The sequence below is a fragment of the Amycolatopsis sp. A1MSW2902 genome, assembly GCF_017312175.1.
Classification (GTDB): domain Bacteria; phylum Actinomycetota; class Actinomycetes; order Mycobacteriales; family Pseudonocardiaceae; genus Amycolatopsis; species Amycolatopsis nivea.
In genome coordinates this window covers 4649696-4665662 of the sequence record NZ_QJPO01000001.1, presented here as the reverse complement: position 1 = coordinate 4665662, position 15967 = coordinate 4649696, and the positions used below count along the sequence as shown (strand labels likewise).

Sequence of the window (15967 nt, the reverse complement as noted above, 5' to 3'; positions counted from 1 at the left end):
GGTGGGCGGGCACGGGTGGTGTGGTCAGGTGCCGGCTGCTCCCGCATTGTGAGGCCGGCGCGGAACGCGCCTGCCGACGAGGTGTGGACGCAACGAAAAGCGGCCGCCGGTCAACCGGCGGCCGCTTTTCGTGCTGGCGGGTGGGTTATGCCGCGATCAGCTCGCGGGTTTTCGGCTGCGGGGAGCGCAGCGGTGGGCGGTTGAGCTCGGTGCAGTGCTGGCATCGTCCGACCGGATGGGCTCGGTGTTCTGCCGGTGTCCTCTCGAGGTTGCATGCGATACACAGCGCGCCGTCCGCGAGCGGACGGCGGTGGAGGTTGTCGTAGAACTTCTCCATTCGCCCCCACCCCTCGGGGTACACGTCGTCGCGCTCGTCGAACAGTTCGCCGCGTTCGTCTTCGTACTGCTCTGACACGCGCTCGTCCTTGCGCGCTCGCCCGGTCTGCGGGATGGCGGGCTGAACCTCGCGGTAGTCCTCGTCATAGTCCGTGCGGGGCACGTACTCGACCACCGAGCGGCGGGCGCGCACCTCGAATGGCTCGCGAGGTGCGGAGGCAGGGCGGGGGATCGGTCGTGGCGCGGCGGCGGGCAAGGTGTGTGATTCGGCTTCCCGGCGGCAGGCATCGGAGCAGTACGGCATGTCCGGTGCCATGCTGAGGTTTCCGTCGCAGCTTCCGCACCGGTGGATGTCTCCGGTGTCTGCCTCGCGCTGCTGTTCCTGTGCAGCGCGCTTGGCGCGGATCGCGTCGGCGCGCTGGCGGCTGGCGTAGACGCACGTGGTGAGCAGGGTGCGGTGATCCTGGTCGATAAGCGTCCACACTTTGTGGCCGGTGCGGATTGCGTCGGTCACTGTCGGATGGTCGGCGGTTGGGTTTTCCAGCAGTGCGAGACATGCGCGGAGTGCTTCGCGCGAATGTCCTTCGGCGCGTGCGGCGAGCCACCGCAGAGACTGGCGTGCCTTGCTGCGGTTCCGCCCAGCGTCGGCCAGGAGCGCTGTCACCTCGTTGGGATGTGCGGCGAGTGCCGCGCGGGTTTCTGTGGTGTGCACACAGGCCGCGAACGCGCGTCGAACGTCCGGGGCGAGTTCCGCAACCTGCTCGTGCATCCGGTGGACGCGGGCCAGAGTGTCCGGGTCGGTCGGGTTCGTCGCGTTGAGCAGGTGCGCGCAGGTGAGCAGCACTGCTTGCGGAGCGTCCGAACGATGCTCGAACATCCAGCGCAACGCGGTGAGCGCCGAGGCGACGCGCGGGGGCGCGGCGCTGAGCGCCGTGACTACGTGATCAAAGGTAAACCGGTTCGAGGGATCTGCAATTGCCATGACGGTAAATCCATTCTTGTTTTATTGGGTATTTCGGCGGATCGGGTTTGGCGCCCCGGTCGGCCGGTAATCAACATATTACCGTTTTCGATATTTATTCTCAATGGTCGAACGGCGAAAATGTGTCATCAATGCTGCCCTGACCTGCGGTGATGGTGACCAGCTGCTGAGCGGTGGAGGGATGGCCCCGAAGTCGCCAGGGGCAGGCCCTCGGCCTGCCCCTAATGCCTGACCGAGGCCGTAAGGGGACCCGAATGCAAGGGTGGGGCCTCGCTATTTTTTGACGCGCTTTTTGTCAAAAAATAGTGGGGTGCCCTTGTATTCGGGGTAGCGGCCGATACAATTTCGGGGCCATCCCTCCATCGCGGACGTGACCGGGCCGGCATGGGCGACCAGGGTGTTTCACCTGATCAACGCGCTGGTTCGGCCCGGGTTATCCTGGCCATGTCGTGACGTGATGGGTCTCTTGTCCCTTGGGTGCGTCGCGACGTCCGGCGTCGTTGCTTTGGCGAGCCGTCGCTACGGCGATGTCGGCGCTTGCGCCGTGCGCCGCCGGTTCGGTGGTGCCGGGGCCCTCGAAGGTCCCGGCACCACTCCAGCAGCTGCCCGTGCGGGGCACGCGGGACTACGCTGACGAAGCAGCCCTCCCTGTACAGGGAGGCCGTCATGCCAGAACGCGAACAAGGGCAACGCCGTCGGCGGCGCCGGTCAAGCGCAGAGATCGTCCGGCTGAAAGCGCTGCGCCAAGCGCACGCGGAACGACTCGAACGCGTCCGTGCGGACGAACAGCGAGTGGAAGACGCGCTGGGGCCGTTCGCCGCGGCAGCGGGGGCTATTGCGGAGGCGGAACAAAGGCAAGCGGACCGATTGGCGAAAGTCGAAGCGAAGCTGGAGCGTGAGCTCGCCGACCTGGACAGTGCCCGCGCGAAGGCGATCGACGCAGCGGGAGACGAGCGGCGGAAGCTGAAGGACGCGCTGGATGCCGAGACTGATCGGCTGAGAGCTGAAATGGGTGCGTCAGTGATAGCGATCAGGAATGCCGGCACCGGGATGCCGGAGACGGCCGAACTCCTCGGCATCACGGTGCGCGAGGCACGAAGCCTGGTTGCGGCCGCGAATCGCAACGCCTCGCACGCGACCGAAGAGAAAGCGTCGCCGACCGCCCACACCGCGGCGGCGCAGACAGCAGAGGCTTCGAACGAAGACGACATGAGCGGAGCGCGCGGCGAGTGGCGGCCTGGGGCTGATCCGGCACAGGCCTGACAGAAAGATGGGTGGGGCGAGCGCGCAGCGCTCGCCCCACCCCATCTTGAGTATCGACTTGTCGTTAGCGAGGACGCGCCGGGACGGTGTTCATACCCCCAGCAGAAATCTCGGCGCGCCGATGGATGACACGGCGGCGCGCCAGCGCACGCAGCAGCACACTCAGGCCGGCCCCAGTGAAGAGGACGCCGCCGAGGCGAGGATCGTCCCATCCGAGATCGTGAAATTTCGCGAACGAGAGCGCGCAGGGCATTGCGAGTGCGTGCGCGACAAGGTACGGGCGCGTGTTGCCGCGCCCGGGTGCGGCTGCGCGCTGTCGTGACCGACGACTGCAGAGGAAGCCCACCACGACGCCGAGCCCGGCGTAGACCGGGAGGCGTATCGCGTCGACGGCAGTAGGCGCGGCGATGAGCGCGACGGCACCTAACGGTGCCGCCGTGACGTAGAGGCCGAAGGCGCTGGCGAGGGACAACTCGCGTGCCGACAGCCCGGGAACGATTCGAGCCATCATTTGAGGGTAGAGCGAAATTCCGCCCCTGTTGGGGGAGATTCGCCGCCGCGACCGCCGTGCACGCGTTTGGCTCGGTGCACGCTGCCGCTTTGCGGTACCCGCTGGCTGACGCGGCTCGGTGCGGCGCGTCAGGTCGCGGCGGTCTGCAGCAGGGGCGGGTTGGCGATGGGAACGATGCACCGGTGATTTGAGCACGGCGCAACTCCTCGGTCAGGTGACGTACAAAGCAAAGCGGGGTGGGAGCGGCGATGCCGCTCCCACCCCGCAGGTGTGCGCCGGTGCTGATCAGAACGGCGGAGCGGCAGAACCAGCACCCGCAGTGGTCAACTCGTCGGCCGAAGCGGGAGCTTCGCCCCACGGGTCGGACTCCGCAGGTCGGGAGGCGCTGGCGCGAGTGGCCTTGGTGACCTTGGCGGTGGCGTAGCGGAGCGAAGGACCGATCTCGTCCACCGTGAGTTCGACGACCGTGCGGTTCTCGCCTTCTCGAGTCTCGAACGAGCGCTGGCGCAGCCGACCCTGCGCGACCACGCCTGCTCCGCGCTGCAGCGATTCCGCGATGTGTTCAGCGAGCTGCTTCCAGGCCGTGCAGCGCATGAACAGCGCCTCACCGTCTTCCCACTCGCTGGTCTGCTTGTTGAAGGTGCGGGGCGTCGACGCGATGGTGAAGTTCGCGACGGGCGTGCCGCTGGCGGTGAACCGCAAATCGGGGTCGGCGGTGAGGTTGCCGGTGATGGTGATGACCGTGTCGCCTGCCATGGCGTCCTCCTGTGAGGGGCGTTGGTGTGGAACGCGATCTGCTTGGAGCGCACTGCGGGCGGGGCCGGTACGGCGCGGACTGGCTCGTCCGGCCGGGTTGGACCGGCTGTACGGAACTGGACGTCGCTGGCGAGCCGCGCAGCCGGTTCACCCGGGCGGCCGGGCCGGGGCTCCGCGACGTTCAGAGCCCCGCTCGGGGTGTGCTGGGCTGTGTGCAGTCCACACCTGCCGCTCGGAGAGGGCGCGGCCGGTGGCGGTCAGGCCATTGGCGCTTCACCACGAACGACGTTCCAGTCAGAGGCGAGCTGGTCACGGCATCTGGGCCGGTGGGATGTGAGTCCGGTCCTGTGCACCGGCCTCCTGGACGACTTCGGAAGACCGGACGGAAGCCGATTCGGCTTGCTCGGATAGACGAGCGTTGGTCAGCTGCTCGGGGAGGGAAGGTGTGCGCCGAGGTACCCGACGCATACGCACGCTGCGGCGGTATCGACGGCGTCGAGCACATGCAGGCGCGGGTAAGGAGCTGTCTGTCCGACTCGTACGTGTGCGAGGTAAAGGGATGTTCCGGAGAGGTCGACCTCAGGCGGTGCCGGGCGACGGCGATGTCTGAGGAAGCGCTCGTTGTTCAGGACGGTTTCGGACTCAGTTGGCGCGTACTGGGTGCGGGCGATCTTGCTGTCGGTCGTGGTGGAGTCGAGGTAGATGAGAAAAGTCTGGACGGGCGTGCCGCCGCCCGCTCGGGCCGCAATCTTGGCGGACGCGTAGCCGGAGAACGCTCGCAGCGCCCGCCAAGCGGAAGCCAGCCAATCGTGCCGGGCTGGCAATTTCTTGGCTTCGTCGAGCAGATCGGGTGCGAGCCACAGGTGAGGGATCTGAGAAGCGGCGGCGATCAGATCGTGCCAGTTTCGAAAGGCGGCCTCGGCGGGAGCGTCCGGCTGGGCGGCCGAGGGTGCAGGTTCGGCAGGTGACCACGCAGTTCGGTGTCGTTGCTCCAACTGCTCGCGTGTACGTTGCAATTCGGTGGTCAAATCGGCGATGACGGTGTTCGCATTGGCCAGGTGCTGCTGATGGCGTTCGAGTTGGCGCTGGAGGGCTTGCACGTGGTCCGGGCTCCCGGCGCGGCTGGCTTCAGCCCGGTAGCGCAGCACGGCTTGGACGAGTCTGCGGCGGGAGGAGCTAGCGCGGGCGGACGAGGCTTCGAGCTGGAGGCGCTGGGTGCGAGCGGTAATGAGCTGCGCGCGCAGGCCTTCGGTTGTGGTGCGTTCGATGTGCAGGTCGCGCCGAGCGGTGCGGAGTTGGCCGGTGACGGCGGACAGGCGCTGTTGGAGGGTCTGGCGGGCGTGGTACTCCAGGCGCGGGCAGTGCGACGAGTCGTCGGCGGGCCAGTAGGTCTCCAGATGTCCGGGGACGAGCGGCTGTCCGGGCGGGTACGAGTCGTCGGCGGCCAGGTTCCAGCCCAATGCCTTCCGCGTGCCGCGCTTCGGCTTGTGTCCGACGTGCCGTGCCGATGACGGGGGAAGCACCGTGAGGTCGGCTCCGTCCGCACATGCGTAAAGGCAGCAACTCACCGCGAGGTCGAGCAGTGTTCGCAGGTAGGGTCCGCGTTCCGCGGTGCTGACCGAGTCTGCGTCGGTCGCCTCGAACTGCGCCAGACCGTTATCGACCATGCTGTCTAGGGCCAGCGACGCGGTGGTGTCGATGTGAGTGCGGACCGCGTCGAAATCACCGCCGTGCAGCTGGGTCAGGAACCACAAGCCCACCGCGGCCCGGGAAGGATCGTGGATCGAGCACAGAGACGTGTCCGGACGACGTCCGTGCACCAGGAAGCCCAGCAAGCGACCGGTCCTGCCGCCGGGCACCGCTATCGAGGGCGGGTCGGCGAAGATGACCAGCGGGTCCGGATCTGGAAACCGTTGCCACACTGGTCCCGGCACCTCATCGGAGGTCATCCCGGAGACTGCGGAGACAAGATTTGGGTGGACAGCGTAAACGACGCGGGCGCTGTTCCAGCGATGGAATACCGCGGCCTGGTGGATCTCGCCGGCGGCCTGCGCCCGCCGTGCTGGATCCCAGGCAGGACCGCCGAAGCTCAACACGGTCCGTCCGTCGGCGACCTTCGCGAGCCACTCTCGGCGGCCGTTGCCAATGATCCGATTGCGCGGGCTCATGCCTACGCTGACCACTTGCTCGATGATCTTGCGAGCCCGCGTTTCCAGCACCGATCGACACTATCGACCCCGCCCGATTCACTAATGGGTGAACTGGCTTCTGTCGCCAGCGCGGGCACGCGCTCCCGGACTCTGGTACCCGCGGACTGGCGAGTGTCGGGTGCGACCGGCGTACCGGCCGCACCCGACAACAAGAATTCAGTCCCGTGCCAGGTGTTTGAGCGAACGACGTTCCTCACGCGTGATGGCTGCGATGGCATCGGTCGGCATGGCTGTGTTGGGTGCCACGGTCGCCAAGCGGACCGCCTCGGACAGTTCTGAGGGCGGGTCGATGGAGACGGCGGCGGTCCTTGCCGCGCTGATGTTGCCCTGGGCGAGTTCGCCGAAAGCGACGGCCCCTGCGAGGTAGGTTGCGCACTCGATCGGAGCGACCCGCAGCAGATGGCGGAACAACGCGACTCCCGCGCGCTCGAGGCGGCTCCCAGCGGGCGGGAGAAGGGCTGCGTCGCCGACGCGAGGCGAGCCCATGCTGGCGATGAGGTCGGCGAGTTCTTCGTCGGCGGTGGGCTGATGGCCGTCAGCCCACTCTGCGACCGCGGCATCGATCTTGCGGAGCCGGGCTTGCAGCGCCCGGTCGCCGAGGCGATTGCATTCGGCTTCGATCTGGAGGGCTTTTTCTGCTACGAGCTTGCGCCATTCCGGACGGGGATCAGTCTCTGTGCCGAGAGTCCTGGTGACGGCGGCGGCGCAATCGCGCGCAGAACGGAAGTAGCCGGAAAATCCATCGCCGGGAGCGTAAGGGTCGGTTCCTCGGTGGACGCGGTGCGCGATGAGTTCGGCGAGCGGAGTGAGGGGTTGGACGGACTCGACGGCGAGCGACGCATACAGGTACTCGCCGATTAGGCAGTGCGCGGCGGCGAGCGCGGTGCCGATCTCCGGGCGCAGCCCCGGCGGTGCCAGGCGGTGGAGGTGCAGCAGCAGGTTGAGCCGCTCAAGCTCCGGTTCCGGACTGTTTGCAGGTACGACACACGCGTCGCGGAACAGCGGCGATGTGAAGCTGGCCATCAGGTGCGCGATCTGTTCGTGGTCGTTGGGAAGCAGGCCTTCTCCGGAGGTGGCGACAGCGCTGTCGAAGTCAGCGAGCCTGTTGGCGAGCGACTGCGGCGCTTCCTCCATCCGATTAATGACCTGCTGCGTCGCTGTGCCGATGGGCTCTCGTTCCGCAGGCGACGCATGCGCGAACAAATCCTTGATCGCGTGGCGGCTGGGCTGGATGGCGAACCCGTTCGCCGCAGCGGCAACGGCGGCGGGCGAAGTAGTCGGGTCGGGCAGTACGCACTCGCAGTCCGGCAACGGGCAGTAGCAGCGACACAGGACGCCTTCGCGGAACTCCGGCAGGAAGTAGACTGCCCTGACCGCGTGGCCCGCGGCGGCGATCGAGGACGTGAGGGTCTCGATTTCCTCGCGCCACGGCAGGTCGGCGTCGTCGTTGCCCTGTTGGGACACGACGATCGCCACAACACCTCCGGCGGGCTGGGTCCGCAGCGGGTTGGCCAGAATGTCGCTGCCGGCCTTCGGCTCGTCGACGAAGCGACTGATGTCGAGCCTCATCGTGAGCCCCGCGCGTTCGCGCCCGTCGTTGCGGTGCTTCATATGAATGACGATGAGCGATTCCTCGGGATAGAACCCGCACACTGCTGGGATGGACGAGAGGAACTTGGCCACACCATTGGACAACGGCATCGTTTTCCTCCAGGGAAATGGTTTCGGCCCTGTGCCTGCGCCTGGTGCCGGGTCTGGCCCGGCGCGCGAGGCCGCCGCGGGCGTCGATTGCTGAACGAGGTCCTCGGAGCGCACCCGCGCGGGCCCGAATTCGCGGGCGGCGCCGATGATGCGGACGATCGGGCCCGGGCGGGTGTGCTGAGATCACCGGTGCGGCGATCGGCGGACCGAGGACGGTGCCGTGCGGGTCTTCACTGAACAGAGATCACGCGGGGCAACTGACGGCCGTAGGCGATCCCGTCGCGGATCGCGGTGGTCAATTCGGCCCAGGTGAAGTCGTCGACGCCGAGGTGTCGTCGCGCAGCGTCGACGAGATAGTGGGTGATGGCGGCGTCGGTGATCCAGCCGTTGGCCGCGAGCTGGCCGAGCGACCTCGCGGCAGCGAGCACTGCGTAGTGGCGTTCGCCGATCTCGGCGGTGCGCACTCGCTGGGTCTCTCCGGCCACCGCGGCCCGCACGTACGCAGCGACGCGCGCGTCAGCGGCGTCGGGTACGGGTTGTCGTGGAATGGGCGTTGGAGGCGGTGGTGGCGCGAGCCACTCGACGAGCCATCGAGGGAGCGGAGCGACCGGGAGATCGCGGAGCACTGTGTAGGCCGAAGGGCGGCCGTCGAGCTTCACGAGAGATCCGGGCGCGACGACGAGTCCGCCGTGGCCGCGAGTGTCCACACCTCGTCCCAGTCCGCGTTTCGCGGTTCCGACCGAGTTGCGGAGGAGGAGGTCGGGTGGCTGGCGGAAGAAGCGGTGCTCGTTTCCCTGGCCGCCTGGCGTCGAGACCGTGAACGTCTCGACCGGATCGGGTTGGCCGAGACGGCGGGAGAGGTCGGCGAGGACCTGACGTCCGTGCAGGACCGCTTCGGACGGTGGGCCGCGTGGAGCGTCAAGGTCGAGAACAAGGAGGTTGGACGGGCCGCAGGCGATGCCGATGTTGTCGGCGGGGTGACGGTGCCACCAGCCGACGATGGTGGCTGTATCGCTGGTGGCCCACTGTTGCCAGCCTTCGACAGCCGGAGTCTTGCGCCCGGCCTTGAGCGGGAACACGGACCAGCCCTGCGCCGCGCACCAGAGCGCCGCGGCCAGGAGGTTCCAGGTACCGGTGACTGAGGGGAAGGGCGCGTCCGTCGGGGTTGGTTGAATTGGCGAACGGTGCATGTTCGGCTCCCATGCCTGGTGGAAGCAAGGCCGCAGAGCGCGGGGGCGGGTGAACGGTCCGTCCCCGCGCTGCTCGGCGAGGTCGGTCTCAGTCGGCTAGCTGTTCGTCGGCGGGTTCGCCGGTGTCATCGAGGGTTTCCTCGTCGGCGGGCTCGTTGAGAAGCTGCGTGACAGCTTCGGTCTCGTCGTCCGGAGCGAGAACCTTCAGTTCGATGTCGGACAGGGTGTGACCGAAGTCCTGAATCATCTGCAGGTATTTCTGCTGCAACTCCGTCGGCTCGCGCCAGGGGCTGCGGTCGCGCTGAAGCGCCTCTTCATGGGCGGCGAGGGTGAGGAACGCATCGAACACCGTCGCGTGTTTGGCACTGAGCCGCGCAGCGTAAGCCGCGAGATCGTCCCGGCCGAGCAGGGCCCGCGCCAGAGCGTGGCCGCGCTCCATTGCGCGGACAACGGGCTTGTCCCCGTTCACCTTCTGGACAGCGAGCCAGTTCTGCAAACCAGCCGGAACTTGGCGACGGCTCGCGAAGGCCTTCAGCCAGTCGAGCCGCTTGGGCTTCGCGGCATCCCACAGTTTGTTGTTCTCCCGGACCCACCGGCGCTGCGCACGATTCCACTGTGCCGCGGCAAATTGTTCGTCAGCGTCGGGCGAGCTGGTGACGTTGTCGGTGCGACCGTCCGGTGCCCAGCGGAGCGCGTGCCCGTGCGCACGATAGTCGCGGCACGCGTAGCGAGCGACCATCACGTAGCCGATGCCGTGCGGGTCCTCTTCGTCACTGGAGAGATACCTGCGTCCCACTCGTGCGCAGTGTCCCGGGCAGGAGGCATGCTCGTCGACAGCGAGTTCGCTCCCGCGGCCCGCATCTGCGGTCTGCCGCAGGTCGGCCAAGGGCATCGCGGAATCAGCTTCGTCGGTGACCACCGGAACACCTGCGGCGTCGAGCTCGGCGGCCACGGCGTCAGTGAGTTCCTGCCGGATCTCGGTTTCCCGGATGTCGTTGCGGAACTTCTGCGCGAGCATCTCGAAGTTCCTCGGCCGCTCGTTGGCCGTGACGATCAGTTCCTTAGCCTGGTCGACCAGTCCTTGCTGGTCGAACCACGCGATCTCGGCGAGCTGGGGGAGCGCCAAGCCGTAGCGGTCCCCGGCTTTGGTGGCCAACTCGCTGGCCCCGGCGTCGAGAGTCTCCTGCACCGCCTTGCGCTGCTGACCGCGTCGCCGGGCGATCTTGGTCGGAGACAAGCCCAATTCGAGAAGGTACTGGTACGCCTGGGTGTTCTCCTGGTGCGTGAGCGGTTCGCGGTGGTCGTTCTCGTCGAGCTGCTCGAATACCCGGTCGATCTCACGATCCTGCTCGTCGCCCTGCGGCGGCAGGTGCATCCAGACCGGCACGGTCGTGCCCGCTTCACGCGCGTGCAGAACGCGCCGCTGGCCAGATCGGACGATGATCGTGCCGTCCATCAACCGGTAGCCGTTCGCCGCGGTGGTAACTCCCGCCTGGCGGTAATTGCGCACTGTCGCCGCACGGGTTTTCACCTCGGTGGACCGGACGTTGTTTTCCAGCACGATCTCGTTCGGATCGGCGTGCACGATGGTGTCGACTTCGTGGCCCCACTGGGATTTCCACGCCGCCAGTTCTTCCTCGGAGGTGGGGACGACGGCTGCGGGCTGCGTCGGTACGGCTTCGGTGGTAGTCATTCATGCTCCTTGCGAAGGGATCGCCGCGCCGTCCACGGCGGACGGCGCGGGTGTTCCGGCGGGACGCACGTGACCGGAGCGCGGCCGGGCTGGGCACGGGGCCGGAACGCCCTCGCCCAACCGCGTGGAACCGTCCGGATCGCGTTTTCGGACGCGAGAGGGCGTGGGTTCCACGCGGTTGGTGCGGGGTGCGCGGTCCGGCGTGGGTCCGGCGCGGCTGCGCTACAGTGCGCGGTCCCGTCGGAATGACCGGGACGTCGACCGCGCTACGGCGACGTTGTGGACCTGATCGTGTCGTCGCTGCTCGTCACAGTTGTCGTGAAGAGCGGGCACTCGCACTCGTCGGCTGGCAGCTCGCACTCTCCGCAGAGGGGGATAGCCCAGATGCGGGGGCACCAGCGTGCACAGAAACCGGGAAGAGAAGCGCATTCGACGCAGTGGCCGCAGATCACGCAAACCCCGGCCGGATCGGCCGTGTCCAAGCTCTCGCAAGCGATGCATGTGCCGCGGTATCTGTTGTGAGCGGGGGAAACGAGAGGTTCGAAGTCCGAGTTGGAGTACCAGATACCGTCGGCCCAGATCCCTGCGTTCTCGTTGAACAAGTAGGACTGCTTGGCGTACTGGGGCGCGACGGTCAGAACGACGACCTTGTTCCATGGCCCGAGCCAGCGTTCGAGTCCTAGCCGAACGCCCGCGTCGTCGAACTGCGCGGGGATCGACTTGCCGAGGCAGTCTTCGGCGAAGATCCGAGTGTCGGATTTCTTCTGGCGACGGCGGGGCTGGACACTTGCCGGCAGAATTCCGTTGTGGGCCAACACGGTGTCGGGCTGATGGTTGACCTCGAACGGATGGATGTTTGCCTCCGAGGTCCTTCCGTGGGTGCGGAACCGGCTGTGGAACAGCGCGGGGCCGCTCGGGTGTTCGTGACGGAGGCGGGTGAACTGCTCGAGCGACTCATCGAAATCGAAGGACTTGCCGACGACGATGCCGTTCGCGGTGGCGATGGCGTAGCCGTGACCGTCCGGGTTCATCGCTGCTCCGTTGGCCAGCGCCGCCGCGTCAGGCAGGACTCCCTCCGGAAAGTAGGTCAGCATGCACATGCGAGCGCCTCGCATTCGCGGGAGAGGGAGTCGTACTCCGGGCGGGCACCGGCCCAGGCAAGAAAGGCGTCCCAGGACCAGCCGGCGTCGCGGAGGATGGCTCCGAGCGTCAGCTGCTGGGTGTAGCGGACGCTGGCATCAGCGAACGCGAGCGCGGCTTGCACCTCCTGTGGTTTGACGCTGCTGGCGAACATGCGCAGCTCGAACGTGTCGTCGTTCTGCACATTGATCGCCGAGTAGCGAGGCCGGTTGCGGTCGCCCTTGCAGATGTCCTTGACGTCAGCGCGTTCCTCCGGGGAAAACTGAGCCCAGCTCGAGTCGTGCCTACGTGCGAGCTGCTGTACGTTCGCGGCGTTGCGGTAGATGAACTTCATCCACCGGAAGACGTGGCTGGATCCGGTGAACGCGTCGCGGCTGACGTGGACGTGGAGACCGGCATCGGTTCCGTCGCAGCCGCGGGCCGCCAGTTCGTCGAGGAGCCGCCAGGGAAAGTTCTCCTGCGCCCAGGCCAGCGACATCGGGTGAGTGACAAGCTCGAACCCGATCTCGATCGATCCGTCTTCTTTGAGATAGGCGAGATCTCCGATCCGGTCTTCGCACAGCCGGCAAAGTTCTACATCCTCGTCGGGCGTGTTGATCTCCAGCTCCATGCCGAGAAACAGCGGGCCGGTGCCGCAGAACTCCAGCCGAGGCCGGTAGCTGGCGCAATAGACATGCTCGCCCCAGCGATCTTGCTGGGGTGAGCACTGGCTGCACCTGGCACGGCCGTGCACGAGATACGTGCAGTCGAGGCACTCGTGGTATCCGGATGCTGTGGCGCAGTCTTCGCACAGTTCCTCGCCGTCTTCCTCGACGACGAGCAAGGTGCGGAAAATGTGACCACAGTTCTCGCATTGGCGATAACGCAAGAACACGCAGTCGTCGCAGACGAGTTCGTCGTCGACGTTTGTGCGCGCGAGCTCAGCGTTAACCTCGCGGTTGCAATGGACGCAAACGTCCTCGTCTTGGCTTGTGGTAGCCAATCGTGACTCCTCGGGCGCGAGCCACCTTCCACCCGCCCGTCGTCTAGACAGCGGCCGTAGGAGGCGTGGACCGGCGGTGCCGGCGGCCCACGGGCGTGGGCCGCGTCCCGAAGAGCGCAGACGGTGTGCAGCGGGCCCCGTTGCCGCGTCGATGGGCGGTTGGGAGGAGCCCGCTGCACGCCGCCCGCGCTACCGTTGGTGCGGCCCACGTCAGTTGGCGTCGCGCCGCGGTGCGCAGCCGCTGAGAGCTTGGCCCTGAACTGTCCTTATAGGACTGCCTGCACTTCTTCGACAGCTCGCTCGGCTTTGGAGCGCAACCGATCACACTTGAAAGCGCTATGCCTCGGCATTACCAGGCTTCGAGACGACGATGTCTTCGGCGGAGGTGGCTACTTCGGCGGTTCGCGCGCGGAGCAACTCATTGACACCCACCGACGCTGCCGAGTGGACCGAGCCGGGCACCCCGTAGACCCGGCGGCCAAGCTCGCGGGCTGCGTGCGCGACGGCGAGCGCGCCACTGCGCCGACCGGCTTCGACGATCACGGTCGCCGAAGAGAGGGCGGCCAGCAACCGGCACCGCGCGTGGAACCGGGTACGGGTTGGGCGCATTCCGATAGAGTATTCGCTGACGAGCAATCCGCCTTGGTCGAACACGCTTTGGAAGAGCTGAGTGTGCTGCTGTGGATGGGGCTGGTCGACGCCGTTGGCGAGCACGACGACTGTTGCGCCCTCAGCAGTCAGCGCGCCGTGGTGCGCGGCTTGGTCGATCCCGACCCTTCCTCCGCTGACTATGGTCGCGCCGCGGCGGGCGAGCCCGTAGCTGAAGTCGGCGGCGACGTGATTGCCAACTTCAGTTGAGATTCGAGAACCTGTGATCGTCACGGCTGCCCTGGTCAGGTCGGTGAGGCTGCCGTTGCCACGGACCCAAAGAGCAAGCGGCGTGCCTTGGCCGGCGAGGCCGGTGAGCCGGACGATCGGCCAGTCGTCGTCCTCTGGGGTGAGCAGCCTCGCCGTGCCGTTGTCGAGGGCGCAGAGGTCCTCGTTGATCAGGGCGTCGGGGCGGGTTACCTCGTTGAGCACGGCGGGAGGAGCTGTGCCGCGTCGGATCTGGTCCGCGGCTTCGACTGGTCTGACGTCGGTGACGAAGAAATGGACCGCAGGGGCTGGTGGTTCGACGGCTCGGAGCAGGTAGAGCCGGGCGTGCAGTTCTGGGTGCGTTGGCATGTGCTGTTCCTCCGAACGTGATTTCGGCAGGCAGGGGCGGGCGTCTGCCGGGTCAGGAATCGAAGTCGGATCGGCCGCTGATCACCGCGCGGACTTCAGCAGCCGTGTGGAGGCGGCCGCGGGTGCCGGAGTGGGCGTAGGCGACGCAATCCGGTCTGGTGAACCACAACGTGAGCGTTCGAGCGCCTCGTGCGAATCCACGCCGGTATCCGCGTGCGTCGCCGAGTTCAGCGGGATGCAGAGGAGGCAGAGTGCCGTCGAGTTCGCGATCAGGGCGGGCAATCCATCCATGCGCTGCGAGTTCGTCGAGAATGTTGGGATAAGGCATGTCCTCTGTGCGTGCGTTGGCGTAGCCGATGGCGGTTCGGGTCAACGTGTCCGCGAGGCGATTCATGCGTTCGGTGACGTAGCGCAGCCCCTCCGCCGGGTACGGTTTCGTCTTGAACAGGGTGTGCGCGTCGTCGGCGAGATCGGCGATCTGGCAGTGCAGGTCGCGCGCGTACTTGGCGATCTCTTTGAGACTGGCGTCTCGTACCGCCGCAAGCCTTTCTGCTTCGTTAGCTCGTGCGCGGAGCTGATCGATGGTGTCGGCCGGATCGTCGTTGGATTGCAAGCTCATCAGGATGCTCCCGGGCGGTGATGGGACAGAGTGATCGGGCGGATCCGGAGGGGCTCTTCGCCGCGATACGACGCGGCGAGGTGACCCTGGTCGACCACGATGTGGTACTCCTTCAGCCACACCGAGAACCACTCTTCGGCGGGAGCCCCGCGGCGAACTGCGGAGCTGGCTGTCAGAGGCAGACCCGGTACCGGTGCTGTGCGGTAGGTATCGAGTGTTCCGTTGACCATGGGGCATGCGAGTGCGGTGTAGGCAGCGCATTGCGGATGCAGCGCGGGTTCGCTGGTGCATTGCCGAGGAAGGTCGGACGCGCGCAGGAGAAGCACCGCGGGCTGAGGGGCGAGACGGTGCCCGCATACACCGCACAGCCGATACACGAGGGCGTGTTCAGCGTAGGTTTGCTCGATACTGCCGAAAATGCAGCGCCCATCCGGCAGTTTCGGTGTTATCCAAGGAACTACTAGGCCTCCGGCGAGTGGACGCCCGGCCAGCCAGGCGGGAACGGGAGGGCGATCAGGATTCATCGGAAAGTTTCCTCTTGTGCAAGGCTCGTTCGATCCAGTCGACGAGCGGCATTGACTGCGGCCTGCCGGTGGCATGCCGGGCGCGATGTTGTTGGCAGGAACGCCGCCAGGTGCGGGCCCCTGCGGCAGGAGAAGTTGCCGGATGCGTGGACCCGGCAGGTTCCGTCGGAGGGAATTCGTTGACCCGCCTTGGGATAAGCAAGGAGCAGGAGCGAATCCGTTCTCCGTCCTATTCGGTGGGCGGTTCTCGGTTCACCGACCGGTTCTGGGACAGCAGCCGACGTGCCGGAGATCGCCGGCGCGGGCTCAGCGGCGACACCGCGTGGTCGAGCGAGGCACCCGGCGCGAAGATGCCTACGTGGTAAGCGATCGCGACGGCATGCGCCCGGTTGACGGCGCGGAGCTTGCGGAAGGCGTTGTACAGATGGGTTTTCACCGTTTCAGCGCTGACGTACTCGGCTTGCGCGATTTGGAAGTTGGACAGTCCGCGCGCGACGTGCGTGAGCATCTGAATCTCGCGTGCGCTCAGCACCGGTCGGCGGCTCATCGCGCCCACCGCGTTGTTCGCCGCCACCAGGAAGGCTTTCGGGGGCCTGGTTTCGTGCACGTCGCGATGGAGAAGTGCGGAGGAATTCCAGCTCGACGGGCCTTGCGAGAGGGCTGGCGACACCGACCGAACTTGGTGATGACCGTTTGTGCGGCACGGGCATGCTGGCTTGTGTCGCGGTTCCAATCACTCGGGACAACAGCCAGAAGGTTTCCGCCGTCGCCAAGCAGAGACCAGGCCAGAAGTACGGGCTCGGCCCAGTCGGGTTCGAGCACTTGATGGAGAATCA

General features: G+C 66.8%; 13 protein-coding genes. 1 reads left to right on the top strand and 12 read right to left on the bottom strand.

Annotated elements, in window-relative coordinates:
- Nucleotides 1-145: 145 nt before the first annotated feature.
- Nucleotides 146-1318: a hypothetical protein gene (locus tag DMP23_RS21240; RefSeq protein WP_337822287.1), complete on the bottom strand. Its 1173-nt coding sequence runs from the start codon at nt 1316-1318 to the stop codon at nt 146-148.
- A 666-nt stretch (nt 1319-1984) separates the two neighbouring features.
- Between DMP23_RS21240 and DMP23_RS21235 the strand changes: the two genes are divergently transcribed.
- Nucleotides 1985-2581 carry a hypothetical protein gene (locus tag DMP23_RS21235; protein ID WP_337822286.1) on the top strand — a complete coding sequence of 199 codons (597 nt, stop codon included), beginning with the start codon at nt 1985-1987 and terminating at the stop codon, nt 2579-2581.
- Between the two features lie 64 nt (nt 2582-2645).
- On the opposite strand, the gene DMP23_RS21230 is transcribed toward DMP23_RS21235, so the two are convergent.
- From DMP23_RS21230 to DMP23_RS21180, 11 genes are all read right to left on the bottom strand, one after another.
- Entirely contained in the window at nt 2646-3089 is a 444-nt protein-coding gene (locus tag DMP23_RS21230; RefSeq protein ID WP_337822285.1) for a hypothetical protein, read from the bottom strand.
- Between the two features lie 288 nt (nt 3090-3377).
- Nucleotides 3378-3848 (bottom strand): single-stranded DNA-binding protein, encoded by a 471-nt coding sequence (locus DMP23_RS21225; RefSeq protein WP_337822284.1) that lies wholly within the window; start codon nt 3846-3848, stop codon nt 3378-3380.
- Nucleotides 3849-4270: 422 nt separating this feature from the next.
- On the bottom strand, nt 4271-6067 hold the full coding sequence (locus tag DMP23_RS21220) for a hypothetical protein (protein WP_337822283.1): 1797 nt from the start codon (nt 6065-6067) through the stop codon (nt 4271-4273).
- Nucleotides 6068-6214: 147 nt separating this feature from the next.
- Nucleotides 6215-7759: a DUF4192 family protein gene (locus DMP23_RS21215; protein ID WP_337822282.1), complete on the bottom strand. Its 1545-nt coding sequence runs from the start codon at nt 7757-7759 to the stop codon at nt 6215-6217.
- Between the two features lie 230 nt (nt 7760-7989).
- Nucleotides 7990-8949, bottom strand: a complete 960-nt coding sequence (locus DMP23_RS21210) for a bifunctional DNA primase/polymerase (RefSeq protein WP_337822281.1) — start codon at nt 8947-8949, stop codon at nt 7990-7992.
- A gap of 88 nt (nt 8950-9037) precedes the next feature.
- A complete protein-coding gene (locus DMP23_RS21205; RefSeq protein ID WP_337822280.1) occupies nt 9038-10642 on the bottom strand; it encodes a ParB/RepB/Spo0J family partition protein in 1605 nt (534 codons plus the stop codon).
- 266 nt (nt 10643-10908) lie between these two features.
- Entirely contained in the window at nt 10909-11736 is an 828-nt protein-coding gene (locus tag DMP23_RS21200) for a hypothetical protein (RefSeq protein ID WP_337822279.1), read from the bottom strand.
- Entirely contained in the window at nt 11730-12764 is a 1035-nt protein-coding gene (locus tag DMP23_RS21195; protein ID WP_337822278.1) for an amidoligase family protein, read from the bottom strand. The genes DMP23_RS21200 and DMP23_RS21195 overlap by 7 nt, the downstream gene beginning before the upstream one ends.
- A 336-nt stretch (nt 12765-13100) precedes the next feature.
- Nucleotides 13101-13844 (bottom strand): DNA-processing protein DprA, encoded by a 744-nt coding sequence (gene dprA, locus DMP23_RS21190; protein ID WP_337822277.1) that lies wholly within the window; start codon nt 13842-13844, stop codon nt 13101-13103.
- Between the two features lie 196 nt (nt 13845-14040).
- On the bottom strand, nt 14041-14607 hold the full coding sequence (locus DMP23_RS21185) for a hypothetical protein (protein ID WP_337822276.1): 567 nt from the start codon (nt 14605-14607) through the stop codon (nt 14041-14043).
- A 753-nt stretch (nt 14608-15360) separates the two neighbouring features.
- Nucleotides 15361-15738, bottom strand: coding sequence for a response regulator transcription factor (locus DMP23_RS21180; RefSeq protein ID WP_337822275.1), 378 nt, complete (start codon nt 15736-15738; stop codon nt 15361-15363).
- Between the last annotated feature and the right edge of the window lie 229 nt (nt 15739-15967).

What these genes read in the sequence shown, in the direction of transcription:
- DMP23_RS21240 (WP_337822287.1), bottom strand. Translation starts at nt 1,318, where the DNA reads ATGGCAATTGCAGATCCCTCGAACCGGTTTACCTTTGATCACGTAGTC.
- DMP23_RS21235 (WP_337822286.1), top strand. Translation starts at nt 1,985, where the DNA reads ATGCCAGAACGCGAACAAGGGCAACGCCGTCGGCGGCGCCGGTCAAGC.
- DMP23_RS21230 (WP_337822285.1), bottom strand. Translation starts at nt 3,089, where the DNA reads ATGGCTCGAATCGTTCCCGGGCTGTCGGCACGCGAGTTGTCCCTCGCC.
- DMP23_RS21225 (WP_337822284.1), bottom strand. Translation starts at nt 3,848, where the DNA reads ATGGCAGGCGACACGGTCATCACCATCACCGGCAACCTCACCGCCGAC.
- DMP23_RS21215 (WP_337822282.1), bottom strand. Translation starts at nt 7,759, where the DNA reads ATGCCGTTGTCCAATGGTGTGGCCAAGTTCCTCTCGTCCATCCCAGCA.
- DMP23_RS21210 (WP_337822281.1), bottom strand. Translation starts at nt 8,949, where the DNA reads ATGCACCGTTCGCCAATTCAACCAACCCCGACGGACGCGCCCTTCCCC.
- DMP23_RS21205 (WP_337822280.1), bottom strand. Translation starts at nt 10,642, where the DNA reads ATGACTACCACCGAAGCCGTACCGACGCAGCCCGCAGCCGTCGTCCCC.
- DMP23_RS21200 (WP_337822279.1), bottom strand. Translation starts at nt 11,736, where the DNA reads ATGCTGACCTACTTTCCGGAGGGAGTCCTGCCTGACGCGGCGGCGCTG.
- DMP23_RS21185 (WP_337822276.1), bottom strand. Translation starts at nt 14,607, where the DNA reads ATGAGCTTGCAATCCAACGACGATCCGGCCGACACCATCGATCAGCTC.